Below are 18,658 nucleotides of genomic sequence, written 5' to 3'. Positions count from 1 at the left end.
AGTATAAGTACCAGTGTGCTGTTGACTTATACTTGTATAAATTCACGTCCCATGGTGGCCGTGAGACGGCAGGCAACATTGGGGGCAGGTATGCGGGAGTTGGAAGTTCCGGTTTTGATCGTGGGCGCGGGCCCCGTTGGCATGCTCATGGCGGCGCTGCTGGCGGATCAGGGCATCGCGTCGCTCCTGATCGAGCAGCGCGATGACCTGCATCTCGCGCCGCAGGCGCATGTCATCAATGCGAGAACGCAGGAGATCCTGGCCAGCATCGGCGTGACGGACGAGGACCTGGCCGGCATCACCACGCATGCGGCCGGAGCGCGTTTTGTGACATGGCGGCGCAACCTGGCCGAGGCGGACCTGGCGCGCATCGATATCGCCAGCGACACCTACCTTGCCAATTTGGCGGCGGCCAGCAGCAAGCGGACGGCGAATATTCCCCAGCATCATCTTGAGCGCCTGCTGTTTGCGCAGGTGTCGCGCCGGGCCCGCTGCGAGGCGTGCTTCGGCCAGGTGTGGCAAAGCGCGGAGCACAACGCGCAAGGCGTGGTCTCGGTGGTGCGCGATGCCGCCACCGGCGAGGCGTATCGGGTGCGCAGCGACTGGCTGATCGCGGCGGACGGCGCGGGCAGCGCCGTGCGCCGCGGCCTTGGGCTGCCGATGGTGGGAGACCAACCTGGCGCATCTCGTCACCATCAACTTCGAGGCGGACATCCGGCACCTGGTCAAGGACAGTCCGTCGATCCTGTTCTGGATCCTTTCGGCGCAAGCCCCGGGCACGTTCATCGTGCACGATGCGGCGCGCTACTCCGTGTTCATGACGCCGTATTTCCCGGCGTACGAATCGCCTGCCGATTTCTCCGTGGCCAGGTGCGAGCGCATGTTGCGGGCCGCGCTTGGCGAGCGCCACCTGCCTTTGCGCATCACATCGCTGTCGAACTGGACGATGCAGGCGCACATTGCCGAGCCATACAGCAAGGGACGGGCCTTCCTGGTCGGCGACGCCGCGCACCGTTTCCCGCCCACCGGCGGGCTCGGGCTGAACACCGGCGCGGCCGACGCGCACAACCTGGCGTGGAAGCTGGCCCTTGTCATGAACGGAAAGGCCGGCAAGGGGCTGCTCGGCACCTATGGCGACGAGCGCAAGCCGGTCGCCGAGGCCAACAGCCGCGTCAGCGTGGCCAACCATCAAAAGATGGGGCAGGTGACCGCGGCGCTAGGCCTTGACGAAGCGGGCTTGCCGAAGCTCGCGCGGCTGCGCGCCAGCGCCCCGGCCCGCGTGCTGCCCCGCGCCCTGCGCTCGGTGCTCAAGCGCTTGTTGATCGCGCCCGTGGAAGCGCGGACCCGGAAAGTGCAACAGGCGTCGTCGGCAAGGTTCGCGGGCATCCGGCACGACGTGCAGCGGGCCGCTGCGGCGCAGATGGCGCACTTCAATACGCTGGGGCTGGACCTGGGCTACGTCTACCGGAGCGCGGCAATCTGCGCGAGCGGCACCGCAACGCCGCTCGCGCCCACCACATCGCATCCCGTGCTGGAGGTTGCGCAGTCGTTCACGCCGGGCGCACGCCTGCCGCACTTCCGGCTCCAAGGCACGGCCGGGGCGCCCGCCACTTCGCACGATCTGGTCGGCAATGCGCGCTTCCTGCTCGCCGGCTTTGGCCGCCATGGCAAGCCGTGCGCCGCGCTTGGCCGCAGCGTGAGCCAGGCGCTCGGCGTGCCGGTGCACGGGCTGGATCTCGATGCCATCACGCATTGCGACGACCGCCCGCAACTGCGCGCCTGGAACGGTGGCCTGCCCGACGCGGCCATCCTGGTGCGCCCCGACGGGCACGTTGCATGGCGCTACGCATTGCAGGCGCAGGTGGGGCCCGACGAGGTCCTGGCCGCCCTGTGCGAAATCCTGCAAGTCCCCGTGCCTGTTAGCGCCTGTTAGCGCCTGTTAGTACCCGACAACATCAAAGCCCAAGAGAAAGGTTCACCCGTGAAGACCGATTCCCAAGCCACGCCTCTCCGACAGGCCGGGCAGCCCAGCCCCGTTGCGATCATCGGTGCCGGCATCGCCGGCACCGTGCTGGCGCTCCTGCTGGCCAGCCGCGGCATTCGCAGCGTGCTGGTCGAGCGCCAGCTTGGCGCGGATACGCATCCGCGCGGCCATGTCTGGTCGGCCCGCGCCATGGAGGTGATCCGCGCCATCGATGCGGAGCTGGCCGAGGCGCTGCGGGAGATCAGCTCGCCGCCGCTCAAGCTGCGCTACATCACGTGGTGCACGGCACTGGCAGGGGTGGATCTCGGGCGCTGCGTGCCGATCGGCAACGACCCGGTGCATACCGCCCGCCTTCTGGGCAGCGGCCCTTGCCGCCCATTGCACCTGTCCCAGAACGTGGCCGATCCCATCCTGCGCCAGCGCGTGGCCGACAGCCCGCTGATCGAACTATTGGCAGGGCATGAGCTGGAGGCACTGTCGCAGGACGATGACGCCTGCACGTTGACGCTGCGCGAGCTGCGCAGCGGCCGGATCGTCCGGCGCGCCGCGCGTTTCGTTGCGGGCGCGGATGGCGCGCACAGCACCGTGCGGCGCCTGCTTGGCGTGCGCGCCACCACCACCCCTTTGCAGGCGGTTGCGCAGATCCATTTCCGCGCGAAACTGGGCCGGCTGACCACGTCGCGGCCCAGCCCGCTGTACTGGATTCTCAATCCCGGCGTGGTGGGCACGCTCACGGCCCACACCGCCGACGACGATGACTGGGTGCTGTCCACGGCGGTGTTGCCCGAGATCGAATCCGCCAGCGAGATGCGGGAAGCGCGGGCGCTGGCACTGGTGCGCGCGGCGATCGGCGATGAACGCGCTGAAGCCACGATTCTCTCGATCCGTCCCTGGACGATGGCCTTGCAGCGCGCCGCGACGAGCAGGGTGGGGCGGGTCATGCTGCTGGGCGACGCCGCCGCCGGCTTTTCGGCGATCGGCGGCTTTGGCATGAACCACGGGATCGAGGACGCCGCGAGCCTGGCGTGGCGGCTGCAGTTGCTGCTGGGCGGGTTTGTGCCGGAAGGCCTCGCGCAAGGGCTGTTGTCAAGCTACGCCACCGAGCGGGCGGACAGCGCCGCCGCCCATGGGCACCGCACGCAACAGCTCAGCGACCTGTCCGACGAGGTGCTGCGTGCCGCGGGCGTGGATCCCGGCGGCTTCAAGGCGCTGTCCACGCTGTCCCGCGCCGCCTGGGTCCGCGTGCTGCCCCGGCGCGCCGCCCGGACCTTGTTCAGCACCGTGATGGGCGCCGGCCTCAAGCCGTTGCGCCATCTGGCGAGCACCGCGCCCGCGGGTGCCGATGCCCGCGCCAAGGTCAGGAGGGCGATCGACAAGCAACGCGAAGTGTTCGTGACGCTCGGCACCGATCTTGGCTATGCGCTATCGAGTGGCTTTGTCTGCCGCGAGCCGCATCCGCACCCGCAATCCCCGCACAGCGGCACGGAATACTGGCCGACCACAAGCCCCGGCTCGCTGATCCCACATCTCTGGAGCGAAGCAGCTGGCGAGTCGCTGTCGACGCGGGACCTGGCGCGCCGCGCGCCGCTCACGCTGCTTGTGGGCGACAAGGAGCGCGTGCGCTGGCTGGCGGCCTTGACACAGCTGCGTGCCGACTGGGGCATCGACGTGGCGTGCCCGCGCATCGGGACCGACGAGGGCGCGCAGTTTCGCATCCGCCCGTCGGCGCTCGCCGCGGCGCTGGAGATCGATGAATCCGGTGTGGTGCTGGTGCGGGGCGACGGCATCGTTGCCTGGCGCAGCCGGCGCCAGTGCGCGGATCCGTGCGCGACGTTGGCGGACGTGATTTCGCGCCTCGTTTCCCAGGCCGCGGCGACCCCCGCCGCACCGCTGGCTTGCCCCGCCAGCCCGACTCGCCCAACCAAGGAGATGCAATGAGCGACAGCATGGACCAGTTCCCTATCCCCTGCCCGGACCCGGAGGCCCGGGCGCCTCGGAAGCTTGCGCACATCGTGCTCACCACGCGGCGCTTTGACGAGGCGATCCACTGGTGGAGTGTGGTGCTGGGCGCGCGCGTGATGTATCGCAACGCCTTGCTCTGCTTCCTGTCCTACGACGACGAGCACCACCGCCTGGCCTTGATCAACGCCGCCAACTTCGACCCGAAGCGGCGCGAGAGCACAGGCCTGGACCATGTGGCATTCACCTTCGGCTCCCTCGACGACCTGCTGCATACCTACGCGCGCCTGAAGGGCCACGGCCTGCGCCCGCAATGGTGCATCAACCACGGGCCGACCACGTCGCTGTACTACCGCGATCCGGACGGCATCCAGGCCGAGCTTCAGGTGGACAACTTCGCCGCACCGGAGGAACTGGAGGCCTGGTTCCGCTCCGGCGCGTTCGCCGAGAATTCCATCGGCGTCGAGTTCGACCCGGAGCATCTGCTGGAGCGCTACCAGGCGGGCGAGCCCGCCGCGCTGCTGATGCGTCCCGGCGAGGTGACCAGCCGCCAGTTCCTGACCTTGCGTTGAGAGGCCGGCCACCGTGAGACTGTGTACGTTCTCCGCCGCCGACGTGGCGAGCCACGTCGGCCTGGCGCTATCAGGCGACCGCGTGCTGGATGTGACCGCATCCTTTGCGGGCGATCCGCGCTTTGCCACCTTGCTGGCGCTGATCGAGCACCAGGACGCAACCCTGCCTGCCCTGCGCAAGCTGCAAGCACAGGGCACGCAACCGGGTCGCCCGCAGCAGGCGCATGCGCTGCGCCAGGTGCGCATCGAGGTGCCATACCGTCCCCCGCAGATCCGCTGTTTCAGCGTGTACGAGCAGCACCTGAAGAATGCGTTCAAACAGGTCATGGCGCACGGCGTCAGCCCGTTGACCGGGATGCTGATGCGCGCGCTTGGCGCCGGCAAGGTGCCAAAGGCCTTCTACGAAACGCCGATCTACTACAAGGGCGTGCGTCTCAACCTGTCCGGCCACGGCAGCAAGGTGCTCCGGCCGGATCCCGGCGCCAAGCTCGACTATGAGGCCGAACTAGGCGTCATCGTCGGGCGTCCCGGCAAGAACATCGGCGCCTCGGCGGCGATGTCGCATGTCTTTGGCTACGTGATCTTCAACGACTTCTCGGAACGCGCGCAGCTCATGAGGGAGATGCGCGCCCGGCCCAGCGCTGGCCCGGCGAAGGGGAAGGACTTCGACGGCAGCAACAGCCTCGGCCCGTGGATCGTCACCGCGGACGAGATCCGCGATCCGCACGCGCTGGATGTGACCGTGCGCGTCAACGGCGAGGTGCGCGGCGAGGGCAGCACGGCGGGGATGACCCACCGCATCGACCGGATCGTCAGCTACGCGTCGGCCAACGAGACGCTGCACGGCGGCGAGCTGCTTGCCACCGGCTGTGTGCCGAATTGCGCCGGCATCGAGCAATGGCGCTTCCTGCATGACGGCGACCGGGTCGACGTGGAGATCGCCGGGCTCGGCGTCCTGACGAACTCGATCACCGGGCATTGACCGTAGCAGCCCCCCCCAAGAATCGCGAGGAGCGCAGAGACGATCCCGCTTTGATAACAACGACAAAGGAGACAGCAGTGAATTCAAGACAGTGGATCGTCACATCCGCGGCAGCACTGTGCCCCGCGCTTGCGCTGGCCGACAACGGCTACTTCCAGCTCGGCTACGGCGCGGAAGCGCGCGGCGTGGCAGGCGCCGCGGCAGCGTCGACGCGGGATGCGTTCGGCGGCGCGAGCAACCCCGCCACCACCGTCTGGGCGGGCAACCGCTTCGACGGCAACCTGATCGCCATCAACGGCAGGACCAGCATGAGCCGCACCGCGGGCCTGCCGCCGCCAGTGAGCGGGGCGCTCGACACCCGCACGGACAGCGAGAGCCGCTGGGTGCCGCTGTCCGATATCGCGTACAGCCGCATGATCAATCCGGACCTGTCGCTGAGCATCGTTGGCTACAGCAATGGCGCCGGCACGTACTTCGAGGGCAACACCACCACCTGCCTGGCGCCGTCGCCGGCACCGCCCGGCACCACCTATCGCGGCAACTTGCTATGCGGCAGCGGCAGGGCCGCCACCACGATCAAGCAGCTAACGATGGCGCCGACCGTGTCCGCCAAGGTCTCCGAGTCGTTCTCGGTCGGTTTCTCGCTGCTGATCGCGGGGCAGCTCTTCAGCGCGGAGGGCCTGCAGGCGCTCGCGCCGCAGTCGGCGGCGCCGAACCACCTGACCAACCAGGGCACGGCGTCGTCGTTTGGCATCGGCATGCGGGTTGGGTCCTATTGGCGCGCCAGCGACGCGCTCAGCTTCGGCGCGGCGTACTCGCCCCGCATCCGCATGGGGCGGCTCAAGGAGTACGAGGGCCTGCTGGCGGATCAGGGCCGCCTGGATATCCCGGAGAACCTGCTGCTCGGCATGCAATGGTCGCCGAGGCAGGATCTGTCCTTCCTGTTCGACTACCAGCGCATCAACTACTCGGGCACGTCGGGCCTCGGCAATCGCGCGTTCGACGGCACCGCCTTGCGCGGCAGCAGCGGCGGCCCGGGCAACGGGTGGAAGGACATCAATGTCTTCAAGCTGGGGGTGCGCTACCAGGTGACGCCGGCCTGGCACGTGTCGGGCGGCGTCTCGTTCAACAGCGCGGCCTATGCCGATGAGGATACGGCGAACAACGTCACCGCGCCGGCCACGTTCCGCAGGCATTACACGCTCGGGCTGGGTTATGCGACCGCCTCCAATGCCACCTGGTCGGTCTTCTACTCCTTGTCACCGGCCCACACCACCTCGGGCAGCTCGGCGCTGGCGTCGGCCGTGGCCACGCAACTCTCGGGCAACGCCACGGTCGCGGGCCAGGAGACCCTGGCAACGCGGCAGCAAAGCATTGGCGTGCAGTACTCGCAGCGCTTTTGACCGCCCCCGGCGCTTCTTCTGTCTTTCTGTTCATTCATCACGGAGTTTGTCTCGATGACGGCTTGTCTTCTTCCGCGCTCTAGCGGCAACCGGGTAGCAAGCGCGCTGGTATCCGCACTTGCAACCGCACGCAATGGCGGTGCGGCATGAACGCGCGGACGGCGCCAGCGGCGTTGGAGCCGCCCAGCCTGGACGACCGGTTCGAGCAGCCGGCCGGCAAGGTGTTCCTCACCGGCAACCAGGCGATCCTGCGCATCGCGCTAGACCAGCGCCGCAACGATGCCCGCCTGGGCAAGAACACCGGGGGCTTTATCTCCGGCTACCGTGGCTCGCCGCTGGGGCGGCTGGACATGGAGCTGTGGCGCATCCAGCCGCTGCTGCAGGCGGCGAACGTGCGCTTCCAGCCTGGCGTCAACGAGGACCTGGCCGCCACCGCCGTGTGGGGCACGCAGTACGTCGGCACGTTTCCCGGCGCCACGGTGGATGGCGTATTTGGCATCTGGTACGGCAAGGGGCCGGGCGTGGACCGCAGCGGCGACCCGCTCAAGCACGGCAACCTGGCCGGCACCAGCGCATCCGGCGGCGTGCTGGTGCTGGCGGGAGACGACCATAGCGCCAAGTCGTCGACCACCGCCCACCAGTCGGATTTCTCGCTGATCGCGGCGGGCATACCGGTGCTGTATCCGGCCAACGTGCAGGACATCATCGATTTCGGCCTGCGTGGCATCGAGATGTCACGGCGCACCGGATGCTGGGTTGGCATGAAGCTGGTGACCGATGTGGTGGAATCCGCCGGCGAAGTCGAGGTGGGGCGGCAGGAGCCGTTGGGGGCGTTGCCCGACGCCAACGGGCCCTTGCATATCCGCGCCTTCGAAATGGCGCCGGCGGCGGAGGAGCGCTTGTACGTGCACAAGCTGCCGGCGGCGGTGCAGTTCGCGCGGGCGGCCGGGCTCAACCGCCTGGCGTGGCCTGGCAAGAGCGCCAGGGTAGGGATCGTCACCGCTGGCAAGTCCTACGCCGACACCATGCAGGCGTTGCAACGCCTTGGCATCGATGCCAACGATGCGCGTGGCGGCGCGCTGCGCTTGCTCAAGATCGGCATGGTGTGGCCGCTGGAGGACGAGATCGTGCGGGCGTTCGCGCACGGGCTCGACACCATCCTGGTGATCGAGGAAAAGCGCCCGCTGCTCGAGTCGCAACTCAAGTCCATCCTCTTCGATGCGCGCATGGCGCAGCCGCCGGTGGTGCGCGGCAAGTTCGACGGCGCGACGGAATGGTCGGCCTCCCGAGGCGCGCCGGTGCTGCCAATCTGCAATGAGCTGAGCGTGCTGCAGATCGCCGAGGCCATCCAGCGCTTGCTGGGGCTGGCGATCGTGGCCCCGATCGTGGCACCAAATGCGGCACGGGACGCCGTCCCCGCGGCAATGCCGGGACAAGCCGTGCCGCTGCGCCGCCCGAGCTTTTGCGCGGGCTGCCCGATACATCGACCCGCCTGCCCGATGGCAGCCGGGCGCTGGCGGGCATCGGCTGCCATACGATCGCCATGCTCAACGACCCGAAGAAGACGCACACCGTCTCGCATATGGGTGGCGAGGGGATGATGTGGATGGGGCAGTCGCCCTTCACCAGCGAGCCCCATGTCTTTGCCAACATGGGCGACGGGACCTACTTCCATTCCGGCTACCTGGCCATCCGCCAGGCGCTCGCGGCCAATCTGCGCATGACCTACAAGCTGTTGTTCAACGGCTTCGTCTCCATGACCGGTGGCCAGCCCGTGGACGGCGAGCTCAGCGTCGACAAGGCCGTGGCCCAGTTGCAGGCGGAGGGGGTCAAGAAGATCGTCCTGGTTACCGACGATGTGACCGCTTACGATGCGCCGCGCCGGGCCAGGCTGGGCGTGCCCGTGTACGACCGGGCGGCGCTTGAGACGGTGCAGATCGCGTTGCGCGCCTATCCCGGCCTGTCGGTGCTGATCTACGACCAGGCCTGCGCCACCGAGGCGCGCCGGCTGCGCAAGCGCGGCAAGCTGCCCGATCCGCAGGTGCGCACCTATATCGATCCCGAGGTCTGCGAGGGGTGCGGCGATTGCGGCGAACAGTCCGGCTGCCTTGCCATCGAGCCGCTTGAGACGGAGTTGGGCCGCAAACGCAAGATCAACCAGTCGTCGTGCAACAAGGACCTGTCCTGCGTGCGCGGCTTTTGCCCGAGTTTTGTCACGCTGGAGGGGGCAAAGCCGCGCCGGCCGCCAGGCGGGCCGGCGGCGGGCTTCACCATTCCGGTGTTGCCTGACATCGTCATCCCGGACGATTTCGAGCCAAGGGCCATCCTCGTCGCGGGCATCGGCGGCACCGGCGTGGTGACCATCGGCGGCGTGCTGACCATGGCGGCGCACCTGGACGGCAAGGCCGGCAGCTCGCTCGATGTGACCGGGCTGTCGCAGAAATACGGCGCGGTGGGCTCGCATATCCGTATCGCCCCGAGTGCCGCCATGCTGCACGCCGCGCGCATCGGCAGCGCTGAGGCCGACGTGCTGCTGGGCTGCGACCTGATCGTCGCGGCCGGCGCGGATGCGCTGTCAAGGCTGCGCCCCGGTACGGCGCGCGCCTTTGTCAACACGGAGGTGGTTCCCACCAGCGATTTCACCAGCCAGCCTGACTGGTCGGCCAACGAGGCCGAACTCAAGCATCGCCTGAACGAGGCGCTGGGCGGGCGTGCCGAGTGCATCGATGTGACGGCGCTCGCGCAGCAGTTGCTGGGCGACGCCATCCTCGCGAACATGCTGCTGCTCGGCTATGCCTGGCAGCAAGGTGCGATCCCGGTGCACCGGGCTGCAATGGAGAAGGCGATACAGCTCAACGGCGTATCCACCGGCGCCAACCTGAAGGCGTTCGCGCTGGGCCGCTGGCTCGCGCATGACAGCGTGGCCGTGCGTCGCCTCATGGCACCCGCGCAGGTCGTTCAACTGACGATGAAGGCCGGGGGATCCCTGGCTGACCTGATCGAGGACCGGGCCCGGCGCCTTGCGGACTATCAAAACGCCGCGCTGGCGGATCGCTACCGCAAGCGGATCGGATCGGTGCAGCGCACGCTGGCGGGCCGCAGCGACGCCGAGACCCTGGTCCGGCAGGTGGCTACGCAGTATTTCCGCGTGCTGGCGGTCAAGGATGAGTTCGAGGTCGCGCGACTGTACTCGCGCCCGGCATTCCTGCAGTCCCTGAACGAGGCGTTCGAAGGCGAGTTCCGAGTCAGGTTCCATCTGGCGGGCGGCCCGTTCGGCAAGTTCGACAAGGTCACCGGCAAGACCGGCAAGACGGCGGTGGGCAGCTGGATACGGCCCGCGTTCCGCTTGCTGGCGGGCATGCGCTTCCTGCGCGGCAGCTGGCTGGATCCATTCGCCCGTGGGGCCGAGGCGCAACTCAATCGCCGCGTGCGCGATGCCTACGAAGACGATCTGGATGGCATCGCAGGCACGGCGGATCAATGGCCGGGGGAGCGCCTGCGGGAACTGCTCTCGTGGCCTGCCAGTGTGCGCGGGTACGGGCATGTGCGCGAGCGGCAGGCGCAGGCCGGATTCGCCAGGCGGGCCACGGCCTGGGGCAGTTCGGCCGGTTCGCACCCGGAACGCTAACGGGCCGCGGCATGCCATGCATGCCGCACCACCACCTCCTTGGACGAAAGACGCCTCAATGAACAAAGTCATCATCACTTGCGCCATCACCGGGTCGATCCACACGCCTTCCATGTCGCCCCACCTGCCGCTCACGCCCGACGAGATCGCCGCGAGCGCCATCGGCGCCGCACAGGCGGGCGCCGCCATCGTGCACCTCCACGCGCGCCATCCCGAGGACGGACGCCCTTCGCAGGACCCGGCGCTGTTTCGCCGGTTCGCGCCCGCCATCAAGGCGGCGTGCGACGTGGTGATCAACCTGACCACGGGCGGCGCGCCCACCATGAGCGTCGAGGAGCGCCTGCAGCCCGCGCTGCAGCTGAGCCCCGAAGTGGCCTCCCTGAACATGGGCACGATGAACTTCGGCCTTTACGAACTGCTGGACCGTTTCAAGGACCTCAAGCACGATTGGGAGCGCCCCTACCTGGAGCGCAGCTACGACGGCATCTTCCGGAATACGTTCAAGGACATCGCCCATATCCTGCAGTCTTGCAGCGAGAACCAGACCCGCTTCGAGATCGAGTGCTATGACATCGGCCACTTGTACACGGCGGCCCATTTCCTGGATCGCGCGTTGTTGACGCCGCCGCTGCTGATCCAGTCGGTGCTCGGCCTGCGCGGCGGCATCGGCGCGCATGTGGAGGACCTCATGCATATGCGCCGCACGGCGGACCGGCTGTTCGGCAAGGACTATGTCTGGTCGGTGCTGGGGGCAGGGCGCAACCAGATGCCGGCGGCGGCGATCAGCGCATCGGTTGGCGGCCACGTGCGGGTTGGCCTTGAGGATTCCCTATGGGATGGCCCCGGCAAGCTCGCCAACAGCAATGCCGCGCAGGTGCTGAGGGTGCGGAGCATTATCGAAGCCCTGTCGCTTGAGGTTGCCACGCCGGATGAGGCACGGAATCTGCTGAAGCTGAAGGGGCGCGGCAACGTTGGTTTTTGAAGCGCAAGGGCACGCCCGTGGAGAGGGGGCTCAAGGCGCCGACGGACCAGAAGGCAGTTGCTGGCGCGCTAAGCCGCGCTTGCCGGGCATTCCTGCCGTGGCCGGGCCCCCGACACAACGGGGTGGCCCGGGATTTTGGTTTGTGATTAATCAGGCGCATCGATATAATTCGTCATCAGTGCCCCGGATCCGGGGCATTCGTCCTTGTATCCGCTTGATATCCATACCCGGGAGTTTTAAATGTTTCTGATCTGGCAAGGCTTAGGTTTTCTCGTGGTGCTCGTGCCCCTAGCCGTCCTGCTTGTCATGAGCTTGCTGGGCTCAATGGTGAATCTCTCCAACATCGCGACCATCGTGCTATCGCTGATCCTGTCGGCTGCGGCGGTCTTCTTTCTCGGCAAGCGCCTCAATTCCCGTCCGGGCCGCATCCTGGTCGATCCCAACACGCAGGAATCGGTGGAGCTTCGCAAGCGCCATACGTTGTTTTGGATCCCCATGCAGTATTGGGCGTTCCCCATCCTTCTGATCGCGATCATTGCCGCATTCGCACTATTTACCGCCGGGGCATAGCGCGGGCGAGCGCTTGCCCGGAGCAGGCCGGCGGGAGCGGGCGTAGAATATCGGTCCTGCATCCTGAACGCTGCCGCGCGCTTCGGGACAGCCTGGTCAAGCCTTGTCAAGCCTTGTCAAAGGGCAGCCCTACTACGTGAAGAGACATCAAGTTGAACAATCCGGCCAGCGCCGCGCGCAATCGCGAGCTCACCTCGACGCCTGACGCCGGGACCCTGGCGCGGCGCGCGCGTCGCGGTATCGTCCTGCTGACCTTCGCGTTTGCGCTGAGCCAGTTCTATCGCAGCTGCCTGGCGGTGATGGCGCCGGAACTCCAGCATGACTTTGGCTTGTCGGCGGCAGGGTTCGGCACCCTGTCTTCCTCCTTCTTCCTGGCATTCGCGGTCGCGCAGATTCCCGTGGGGATTGCGTTCGACCGGTATGGCGTCGGCAAGCCGACGTCCTTGCTGCTGGCCATTGGCGCGGTGTCCGCCATCGTGTTCTCGCTGGCGCCAAACGGTGCCGTCGCCATGCTGGCGCAGGCCGGGCTTGGGCTGGCCTGCGCGCCGGTGTTCATGGGGCTGCTGCATTTTGCTTCCGAGCAGCTCTCCGAAAAAAACTACACGCGGGTTGTCAGCCAGTCCAATGCCACCGGCATGATCGGCGCGCTGTGCGCCACGGCGCCGCTCGGGTGGGCCATGCATCTGCTCGGCTGGCGGGTGGCGATGTCGGTCGCGGCGCTGTGCATGGTGGTGGCCTGCTACGGCGTCTGGCGCTTCGTGCGGGATGATGGCCACGCCGAGGCGCGCAATGTGCCGCTGGGCTCCATGCTCTTGCAAAGCGCAAAGCTGCTGGCCATCGTCCCCTTGTGGACCCTGATCCCGATATGCCTGGCCATGGCGGCGGGCACGGCGTTCCGCAACGCGTGGAGCGGCCCTTACCTGGCCAGCGTGTACGGCCTGGATTCCGGCTCGCGCGGCATCGCGCTGACCCTGCTGAGCGTGAGTGGATTCCTGACGGCGTTCTTCCTGCCCGTGCTGGTCCGGCGCGGCTCGCTCAAGACCACCATCGCGGGATGGTCCTGCCTGGCGATGTGCGGTGCCATCCTGCTGAGCATCTGGCCCACGCACGGCATTGTCTCGGGGGTGGGGCTGATGGCTTTGCTGTCGACCATCGGCATGCTGCATCCGCTGATCATGGCGCAGGGCCGCGGCCTGGTGCCGCCGTCCTCGCGCGGGCGCGGGCTTGGCGTGCTCAACACCTTCGTGTTCCTGGGCTCGGCGCTGACGTCGTGGGGGTTCGGCATGATCGCCAGCATGGGCGACGCCCGGCACTGGCCGGTGGCGAAGACCTATTCGACGATCTTTCTCACGGCTGCCGCGGTCGTGGCGCTTGCCGTGGCACCGTATTTCTTCAGCCCGTCCAGTCCGTCCGTGGTCAAGCGCTGAGCCCCGCTGCCTCGGTTCATCACTCGACCTTTCGGGCTCAAGCATCCAGCGGCATCGCGCTGGTGCACTTGATCTCGTCCAGGCAGACGCTGGACTTCACGCCGCTCACGCCCGGGATGCGCATCAAGGTGTCGAGCAGGAAATCCGACAGCGACTTCAGGTCGCGCGCCACCACCTTCAGCACGTAGTCGATATCGCCGGTCACGGAGAAGCATTCCTGGATCTGTGCCAGTTCGGCGACCAGCCCCTTGAAATTCGACAGGTCCCGGATATGGCCACGCTCCATCGTGACGTGGATAAAGGCCACCACGCCGAAACCCAGGCTGGCGGAGTCCAGCCGGGCCTCGTAGCGCTTGATGACGCCAAGCTCCTCCAGCCGCCGGTGGCGGCGCAGCGTCTGGGCCGGCGACAGGCGGATGGCCTCGGCCAGTTCCAGGTTGGACGCGCGCCCATTCTCCTGCAAAGCCCCCAGCAGGCGCCGGTCGATGCGGTCTAGCTCGTCTTTGTGCACTTTCGTTTCCTGCGATCCATGAATCATGAAATTTTATATCATGATCTAGGGTTTGCCTGCGTGGATTACGAAATCCTATTTTGCGGCCCGGAATATACACTGAACGCCAGATTAGCAGTGCGGACGGGTAAATGAGAGCCTGTTCCGCACGTGCCTGGCACTGCGCATCGAGGCACTGGCGCGCAGGAGCCGCAATATTATTTCTCTCGTCCCCCCAACTTTTCGTTGAGCACACCATGGCCGATCTGTTTGAAAACCCGATGCAGTTGATGGGCTTCGAATTCGTGGAATTCGCCTCGCCTACTCCCAACCTACTGGAACCGATCTTCGAGCAGATGGGCTTTACGCTGGTGGCGCGCCACCGCTCCAAGGATGTGGTGCTGTACCGCCAGGGCGAGATCAATTTCATCGTCAACCGCGAGCCGCACAGCCCGGCAGCCTACTTTGCCGCCGAGCATGGCCCCAGCGCCTGCGGCATGGCGTTCCGCGTGAAGGACTCGCACAAGGCTTATGCGCGTGCGCTGGAACTCGGCGCGCAGCCGGTGGAAATCGCCACCGGCCCGATGGAGCTGCGCCTGCCGGCGATCAAGGGCATCGGCGGCGCGCCGCTGTACCTGATCGACCGCTTTGAAGAAGGCAAGTCCATCTACGATATCGACTTCGAATTCATCGAAGGCGTGGATCGCCACCCGGTGGGCCACGGCCTGCGCCTGATCGACCACCTGACGCACAACGTCTACCGTGGCCGCATGGCTTACTGGGCCAATTTCTACGAAAAGCTCTTCAACTTCCGCGAAATCCGCTATTTCGATATCCAGGGCGAATACACCGGCCTGACCTCGAAGGCCATGACCGCGCCGGACGGCAAGATCCGCATCCCGCTGAACGAAGAATCGTCCAAGGGCAGCGGCCAGATCGAGGAATTCCTGATGGCCTTCAATGGCGAGGGCATCCAGCACATCGCCTTCCTGACGGACAACCTGATCGAAGTCATCGACAGCCTGCAGATGGCCGGCGTGCCCCTGATGACGGCGCCCAACGACTACTACTACGACGGCCTGGAACAGCGCCTGCCCGGCCACGGCCAGCCGGTGGACCAGCTCAAGTCGCGCGGCATCCTGGTGGATGGCACCACGGAAGGCGGCAACCCGCGCCTGCTGCTGCAGATTTTCTCCAAGTCGTCGCTGGGCCCCGTGTTCTTCGAGTTCATCCAGCGCAAGGGCGACGAAGGCTTCGGCGAAGGCAATTTCAAGGCGCTCTTCGAATCGCTGGAGCGCGACCAGATCGAGCGCGGCACCCTCAAGGTCTGACGCCCACAAGGCATTGACCCGCAGTTCCTGCGAATACCGCGGGAACTGCAAACGCAAAAAAACACTGCCGCGCCGCAGCATGGCTGCGCGCGCCGGTGCCTGGCTAAAAGCGCCCGCGACAAGCGAGAAGCGCAGCCTACATTCCAAAAGAGTGGGTAGAGACAAAGCATGGTTCCCAATTCCAGCAACTCGGAAGAGACACTCAAGCGTGGCTTGAAAAACCGGCATATCCAGCTGATTGCGCTCGGCGGCGCGATCGGCACGGGCCTGTTCCTGGGCATCGCCCAGACCATCAAGATGGCGGGGCCTTCGGTCCTGCTCGGCTACGCGGTAGCCGGCATCATCGCGTTCTTCATCATGCGCCAGCTTGGCGAGATGGTGGTCGACGAATCCGTGGCTGGCTCCTTCAGCCACTTCGCCAACAAATACTGCGGCAGCTTCGCGGGCTTCATGTCGGGCTGGAACTACTGGGTGCTCTATATCCTGGTCAGCATGGCGGAGCTCTCGGCGGTGGGCATCTATGTGCAGTACTGGTGGCCGCATATCCCCACCTGGACTTCCGCGCTGGCGTTCTTCCTCCTGATCAACGCCATCAACCTGACCAGCGTCAAGTCGTTTGGCGAAATGGAGTTCTGGTTCTCCATCGTCAAGGTGCTGGCCATCGTCGGCATGATCCTGTTCGGCGGCTACCTGCTGGCGTCCGGCACGGCCGGCCCGCAGGCCAGCGTGTCCAACCTGTGGCAGCACGGGGGCTTTTTCCCGAACGGGATCTCCGGCCTGGTCATGGCCATGGCGGTGATCATGTTCTCGTTCGGCGGGCTGGAACTGGTGGGCATTACCGCGGCGGAAGCGGATGAGCCCGAAAAGACCATTCCCAAGGCCACCAACCAGGTGATCTATCGCATCCTGATCTTCTACGTTGGCGCGCTGGGCGTGTTGCTTTCGCTGTATCCGTGGGAGAAGGTCGTTACCGGCGGCAGCCCGTTCGTGCTGATCTTCCACGCCATGAACAGCGACATCGTCGCCACCGTATTGAATGCCGTGGTGCTGACCGCCGCGCTGTCCGTCTACAACAGCGGCGTGTATTGCAACAGCCGGATGCTGTACGGCCTGGCCAAGCAGGGCAACGCGCCCAAGGGCCTGCTGAAGGTCAACAAGCGCGGCATCCCGCTGGCTGCGCTTGGCGTGTCCGCGCTGGCCACCGCGGCTTGCGTGGCGATCAACTACTTCATGCCCGGCGAGGCCTTCGAGCTGCTGATGGGGCTGGTGGTCTCGGCACTGATCATCAACTGGGCGATGATCAGCATCATTCACCTCAAGTTCCGCCGCGACAAGCGCGCAGCCGGCCAGGAAACGCGTTTCAAGAGCCTGGGCTATCCGCTGACAAACTATGTGTGCCTGGCCTTCCTGGCGGGTATCCTCTACGTGATGTACCTCACACCCGGCCTGCGCATCTCCGTGTACCTGATTCCGGCATGGCTGGCCGTACTGGGCCTGAGCTACTACTTCAGGCAAAAGCGCGCGCGTGCCGAACCGGCCCTGCCCGAACGCGTATCGGCATAATGATGACCCTGGCGGCCACTGGCCGCCAGCTCCAATCCATCCCAGCACACCAGCCAGAGTATCCAATGTTCGAACACATCGATGCCTATCCGGGCGACCCGATCCTCTCCCTCAACGAGAGCTTTCAACTCGATCCCAGGACCGATAAGGTCAACCTGAGCATCGGCATCTACTTCGATGACGAAGGCCGGCTGCCGGTGATGCAGGCCGTGCGCCAGGCCGAAGCCGAGCTGATGGCCGACATGGGCCCGCGCCCCTACCTGCCGATGGCCGGGTTTGCGGCGTACCGCGACGCGGTGCAGGCGCTGGTCTTCGGCGTGCAGTGCCAGGCCCGCGCCGAGTCCCGCGTTGCCACCGTGCAGACGCTGGGCGGCTCCGGCGCGCTGCGCGTGGGCGCGGATTTCCTCAAGCGTTATTTCCCCGAAGCCCAGGTCTGGATCAGCGATCCGAGCTGGGAAAACCATCGCGTGATCTTCGAGCGCACGGGCTTTACCGTCAACACGTATCCGTACTATGACGACGCCACCGGTGGCCTGAAGTTCGACGCCATGCTGGACGCGCTGCGCCTGATCCCGAAGCGCAGCATCGTGCTGCTGCACGCCTGCTGCCACAACCCCACCGGCGTGGACCTCAACCACGATCAATGGCGCCAGCTCATCACGTTGCTCAAGCAGCATGAGCTGCTGCCGTTCGTCGACATGGCCTACCAGGGCTTTGGCGCCGGCCTGGACGACGATGCCTTCGCGGTACGCGAGCTGGTTGCGCAGGGCGTGCCGTGCCTGGTGGCGAATTCGTTCTCGAAGAACTTCTCGCTGTACGGCGAGCGTTGCGGCGGGCTGAGCGTGGTCTGCGACAGCGCCGAAGAAGCCGGCCGGGTGCTCGGCCAACTGACCGGCGCGGTGCGCGCCAACTACAGCAACCCGCCCACGCACGGCGCCCGCGTGGTGGCCAAGGTGCTGACCACGCCGGCGCTGCGCGCGACCTGGGAACGCGAGCTGACGGGCAAGTGCGAGCGCATCGCCAAGATGCGCGTGGCCATCCACAACGGCCTGGCCGCGCACGTGAGCGGCGAGGCGCTGTCGCGCTACCTCACGCAGCGCGGCATGTTCACCTACACCGGCCTGACGGCTGACCAGGTGGACCGCCTGCGCGCGGAACACGGCGTGTACCTGCTGCGCTCGGGGCGCATGTGCGTGGCCGGGCTGAACGAGCGCAACGTGACCCAGGTGGCGCAAGCCATTGCCAGCGTGCTGGCACGCCCAGCCTGACGGACGGCGGCAGTACGTCCCGCGCGAGCGGCAGGTCTTGCCGCCCGCGCGGGGCGGTGAACTCTCGGTTTGCTTCAAACCAGTACGTGACGTGTCTCAACGAAGAATCGTTGAATCTGGCGATCGATGTCCGGGTCGACCATCTCCTCGGGCCGGTTTCCGTTCGGGCAGGCCAGCCGGGGCGTGGTGCCGAACAAGCGGCAGATCAACGGGCGCTCGGCATAGACCTGGCAACCCTGGCTGCCAAGATGCGGGCAACTGAGGCTTGTCAGCGCGGCTTCGTGCTCCGCATCGGTTTTGACCGGAAGCCTCGACATCTCGTGCGTCGAGGTCATCACCGGCCCGCAGCAGTCATGGCAGCCCGGGGTGCATTCGAACGCGGGTATCCGTTGCCGAAAGAACCTGATTTGTTGACTGATCATCTGGGCCCCCTTAATCGATCCCGTAGCGCATCGGCAAGAGTTTAGCCTCTCGCGGGAGCAACGTTGGCAGCATTGCC

At 66.4% G+C, this 18,658-nt stretch carries 15 protein-coding genes and 1 pseudogene; 14 read left to right on the top strand and 2 right to left on the bottom strand.

What is annotated here, in order from left to right:
- Positions 1-51 precede the first annotated feature (51 nt).
- From OR16_RS48230 to OR16_RS13140, 11 genes and pseudogenes are all read left to right on the top strand, one after another.
- A pseudogene (locus OR16_RS48230) lies at positions 52-615 on the top strand (FAD-dependent monooxygenase); the annotation flags it as partial.
- Positions 616-649: 34 nt separating this feature from the next.
- A complete protein-coding gene (locus OR16_RS13180; protein ID WP_006158453.1) occupies positions 650-1,933 on the top strand; it encodes an FAD-dependent monooxygenase in 1,284 nt (427 codons plus the stop codon).
- Between the two features lie 48 nt (positions 1,934-1,981).
- Positions 1,982-3,922: an FAD-dependent monooxygenase gene (locus OR16_RS13175; protein ID WP_006158452.1), complete on the top strand. Its 1,941-nt coding sequence runs from the start codon at positions 1,982-1,984 to the stop codon at positions 3,920-3,922.
- Positions 3,919-4,515, top strand: a complete 597-nt coding sequence (locus tag OR16_RS13170) for a VOC family protein (protein ID WP_006158451.1) — start codon at positions 3,919-3,921, stop codon at positions 4,513-4,515. The genes OR16_RS13175 and OR16_RS13170 overlap by 4 nt, the downstream gene beginning before the upstream one ends.
- Before the next feature lie 13 nt (positions 4,516-4,528).
- Positions 4,529-5,497, top strand: a complete 969-nt coding sequence (locus OR16_RS13165; protein ID WP_006158450.1) for a fumarylacetoacetate hydrolase family protein — start codon at positions 4,529-4,531, stop codon at positions 5,495-5,497.
- Between the two features lie 77 nt (positions 5,498-5,574).
- Positions 5,575-6,900: an OmpP1/FadL family transporter gene (locus OR16_RS13160; RefSeq protein ID WP_006158449.1), complete on the top strand. Its 1,326-nt coding sequence runs from the start codon at positions 5,575-5,577 to the stop codon at positions 6,898-6,900.
- 146 nt (positions 6,901-7,046) lie between these two features.
- Positions 7,047-8,501, top strand: coding sequence for a hypothetical protein (locus tag OR16_RS45700; protein ID WP_050982962.1), 1,455 nt, complete (start codon positions 7,047-7,049; stop codon positions 8,499-8,501).
- Positions 8,393-10,528 (top strand): indolepyruvate ferredoxin oxidoreductase family protein, encoded by a 2,136-nt coding sequence (locus tag OR16_RS45695; protein ID WP_237717050.1) that lies wholly within the window; start codon positions 8,393-8,395, stop codon positions 10,526-10,528. Before OR16_RS45700 ends, OR16_RS45695 begins: the two co-directional genes overlap by 109 nt.
- Positions 10,529-10,586: 58 nt before the next feature.
- Positions 10,587-11,510 carry a 3-keto-5-aminohexanoate cleavage protein gene (locus OR16_RS13150; RefSeq protein WP_006158448.1) on the top strand — a complete coding sequence of 308 codons (924 nt, stop codon included), beginning with the start codon at positions 10,587-10,589 and terminating at the stop codon, positions 11,508-11,510.
- 240 nt (positions 11,511-11,750) lie between these two features.
- Positions 11,751-12,080 (top strand): hypothetical protein, encoded by a 330-nt coding sequence (locus tag OR16_RS13145; protein WP_006158447.1) that lies wholly within the window; start codon positions 11,751-11,753, stop codon positions 12,078-12,080.
- A 152-nt stretch (positions 12,081-12,232) separates the two neighbouring features.
- Entirely contained in the window at positions 12,233-13,507 is a 1,275-nt protein-coding gene (locus OR16_RS13140; RefSeq protein ID WP_006158446.1) for an MFS transporter, read from the top strand.
- 37 nt (positions 13,508-13,544) lie between these two features.
- Here OR16_RS13140 and OR16_RS13135 read toward each other — a convergent pair whose 3' ends face one another.
- Positions 13,545-14,045, bottom strand: coding sequence for an Lrp/AsnC family transcriptional regulator (locus OR16_RS13135; RefSeq protein ID WP_043419584.1), 501 nt, complete (start codon positions 14,043-14,045; stop codon positions 13,545-13,547).
- Positions 14,046-14,254: 209 nt separating this feature from the next.
- On the opposite strand from OR16_RS13135, the gene hppD reads away from it, so the two are divergent.
- The 3 genes from hppD (at position 14,255) to OR16_RS13120 (ending at position 18,159) form a co-directional block, all read left to right on the top strand.
- Positions 14,255-15,328 (top strand): 4-hydroxyphenylpyruvate dioxygenase, encoded by a 1,074-nt coding sequence (gene hppD / locus OR16_RS13130; RefSeq protein WP_006158444.1) that lies wholly within the window; start codon positions 14,255-14,257, stop codon positions 15,326-15,328.
- A 168-nt stretch (positions 15,329-15,496) separates the two neighbouring features.
- Positions 15,497-16,891: an amino acid permease gene (locus OR16_RS13125; protein WP_006158443.1), complete on the top strand. Its 1,395-nt coding sequence runs from the start codon at positions 15,497-15,499 to the stop codon at positions 16,889-16,891.
- A gap of 65 nt (positions 16,892-16,956) precedes the next feature.
- On the top strand, positions 16,957-18,159 hold the full coding sequence (locus OR16_RS13120; RefSeq protein ID WP_006158442.1) for an amino acid aminotransferase: 1,203 nt from the start codon (positions 16,957-16,959) through the stop codon (positions 18,157-18,159).
- A gap of 74 nt (positions 18,160-18,233) precedes the next feature.
- Here OR16_RS13120 and OR16_RS13115 read toward each other — a convergent pair whose 3' ends face one another.
- The gene (locus tag OR16_RS13115) at positions 18,234-18,581 is read right to left on the bottom strand and encodes a YkgJ family cysteine cluster protein (protein ID WP_006158441.1); all 348 of its coding nucleotides are present in this window, start codon (positions 18,579-18,581) and stop codon (positions 18,234-18,236) included.
- Between the last annotated feature and the right edge of the window lie 77 nt (positions 18,582-18,658).

Source organism: Cupriavidus basilensis OR16, assembly GCF_000243095.1.
Classification (GTDB): Bacteria; Pseudomonadota; Gammaproteobacteria; order Burkholderiales; family Burkholderiaceae; genus Cupriavidus; species Cupriavidus basilensis_D.
This window is presented reverse-complemented; position numbering and strand designations above follow the sequence as displayed.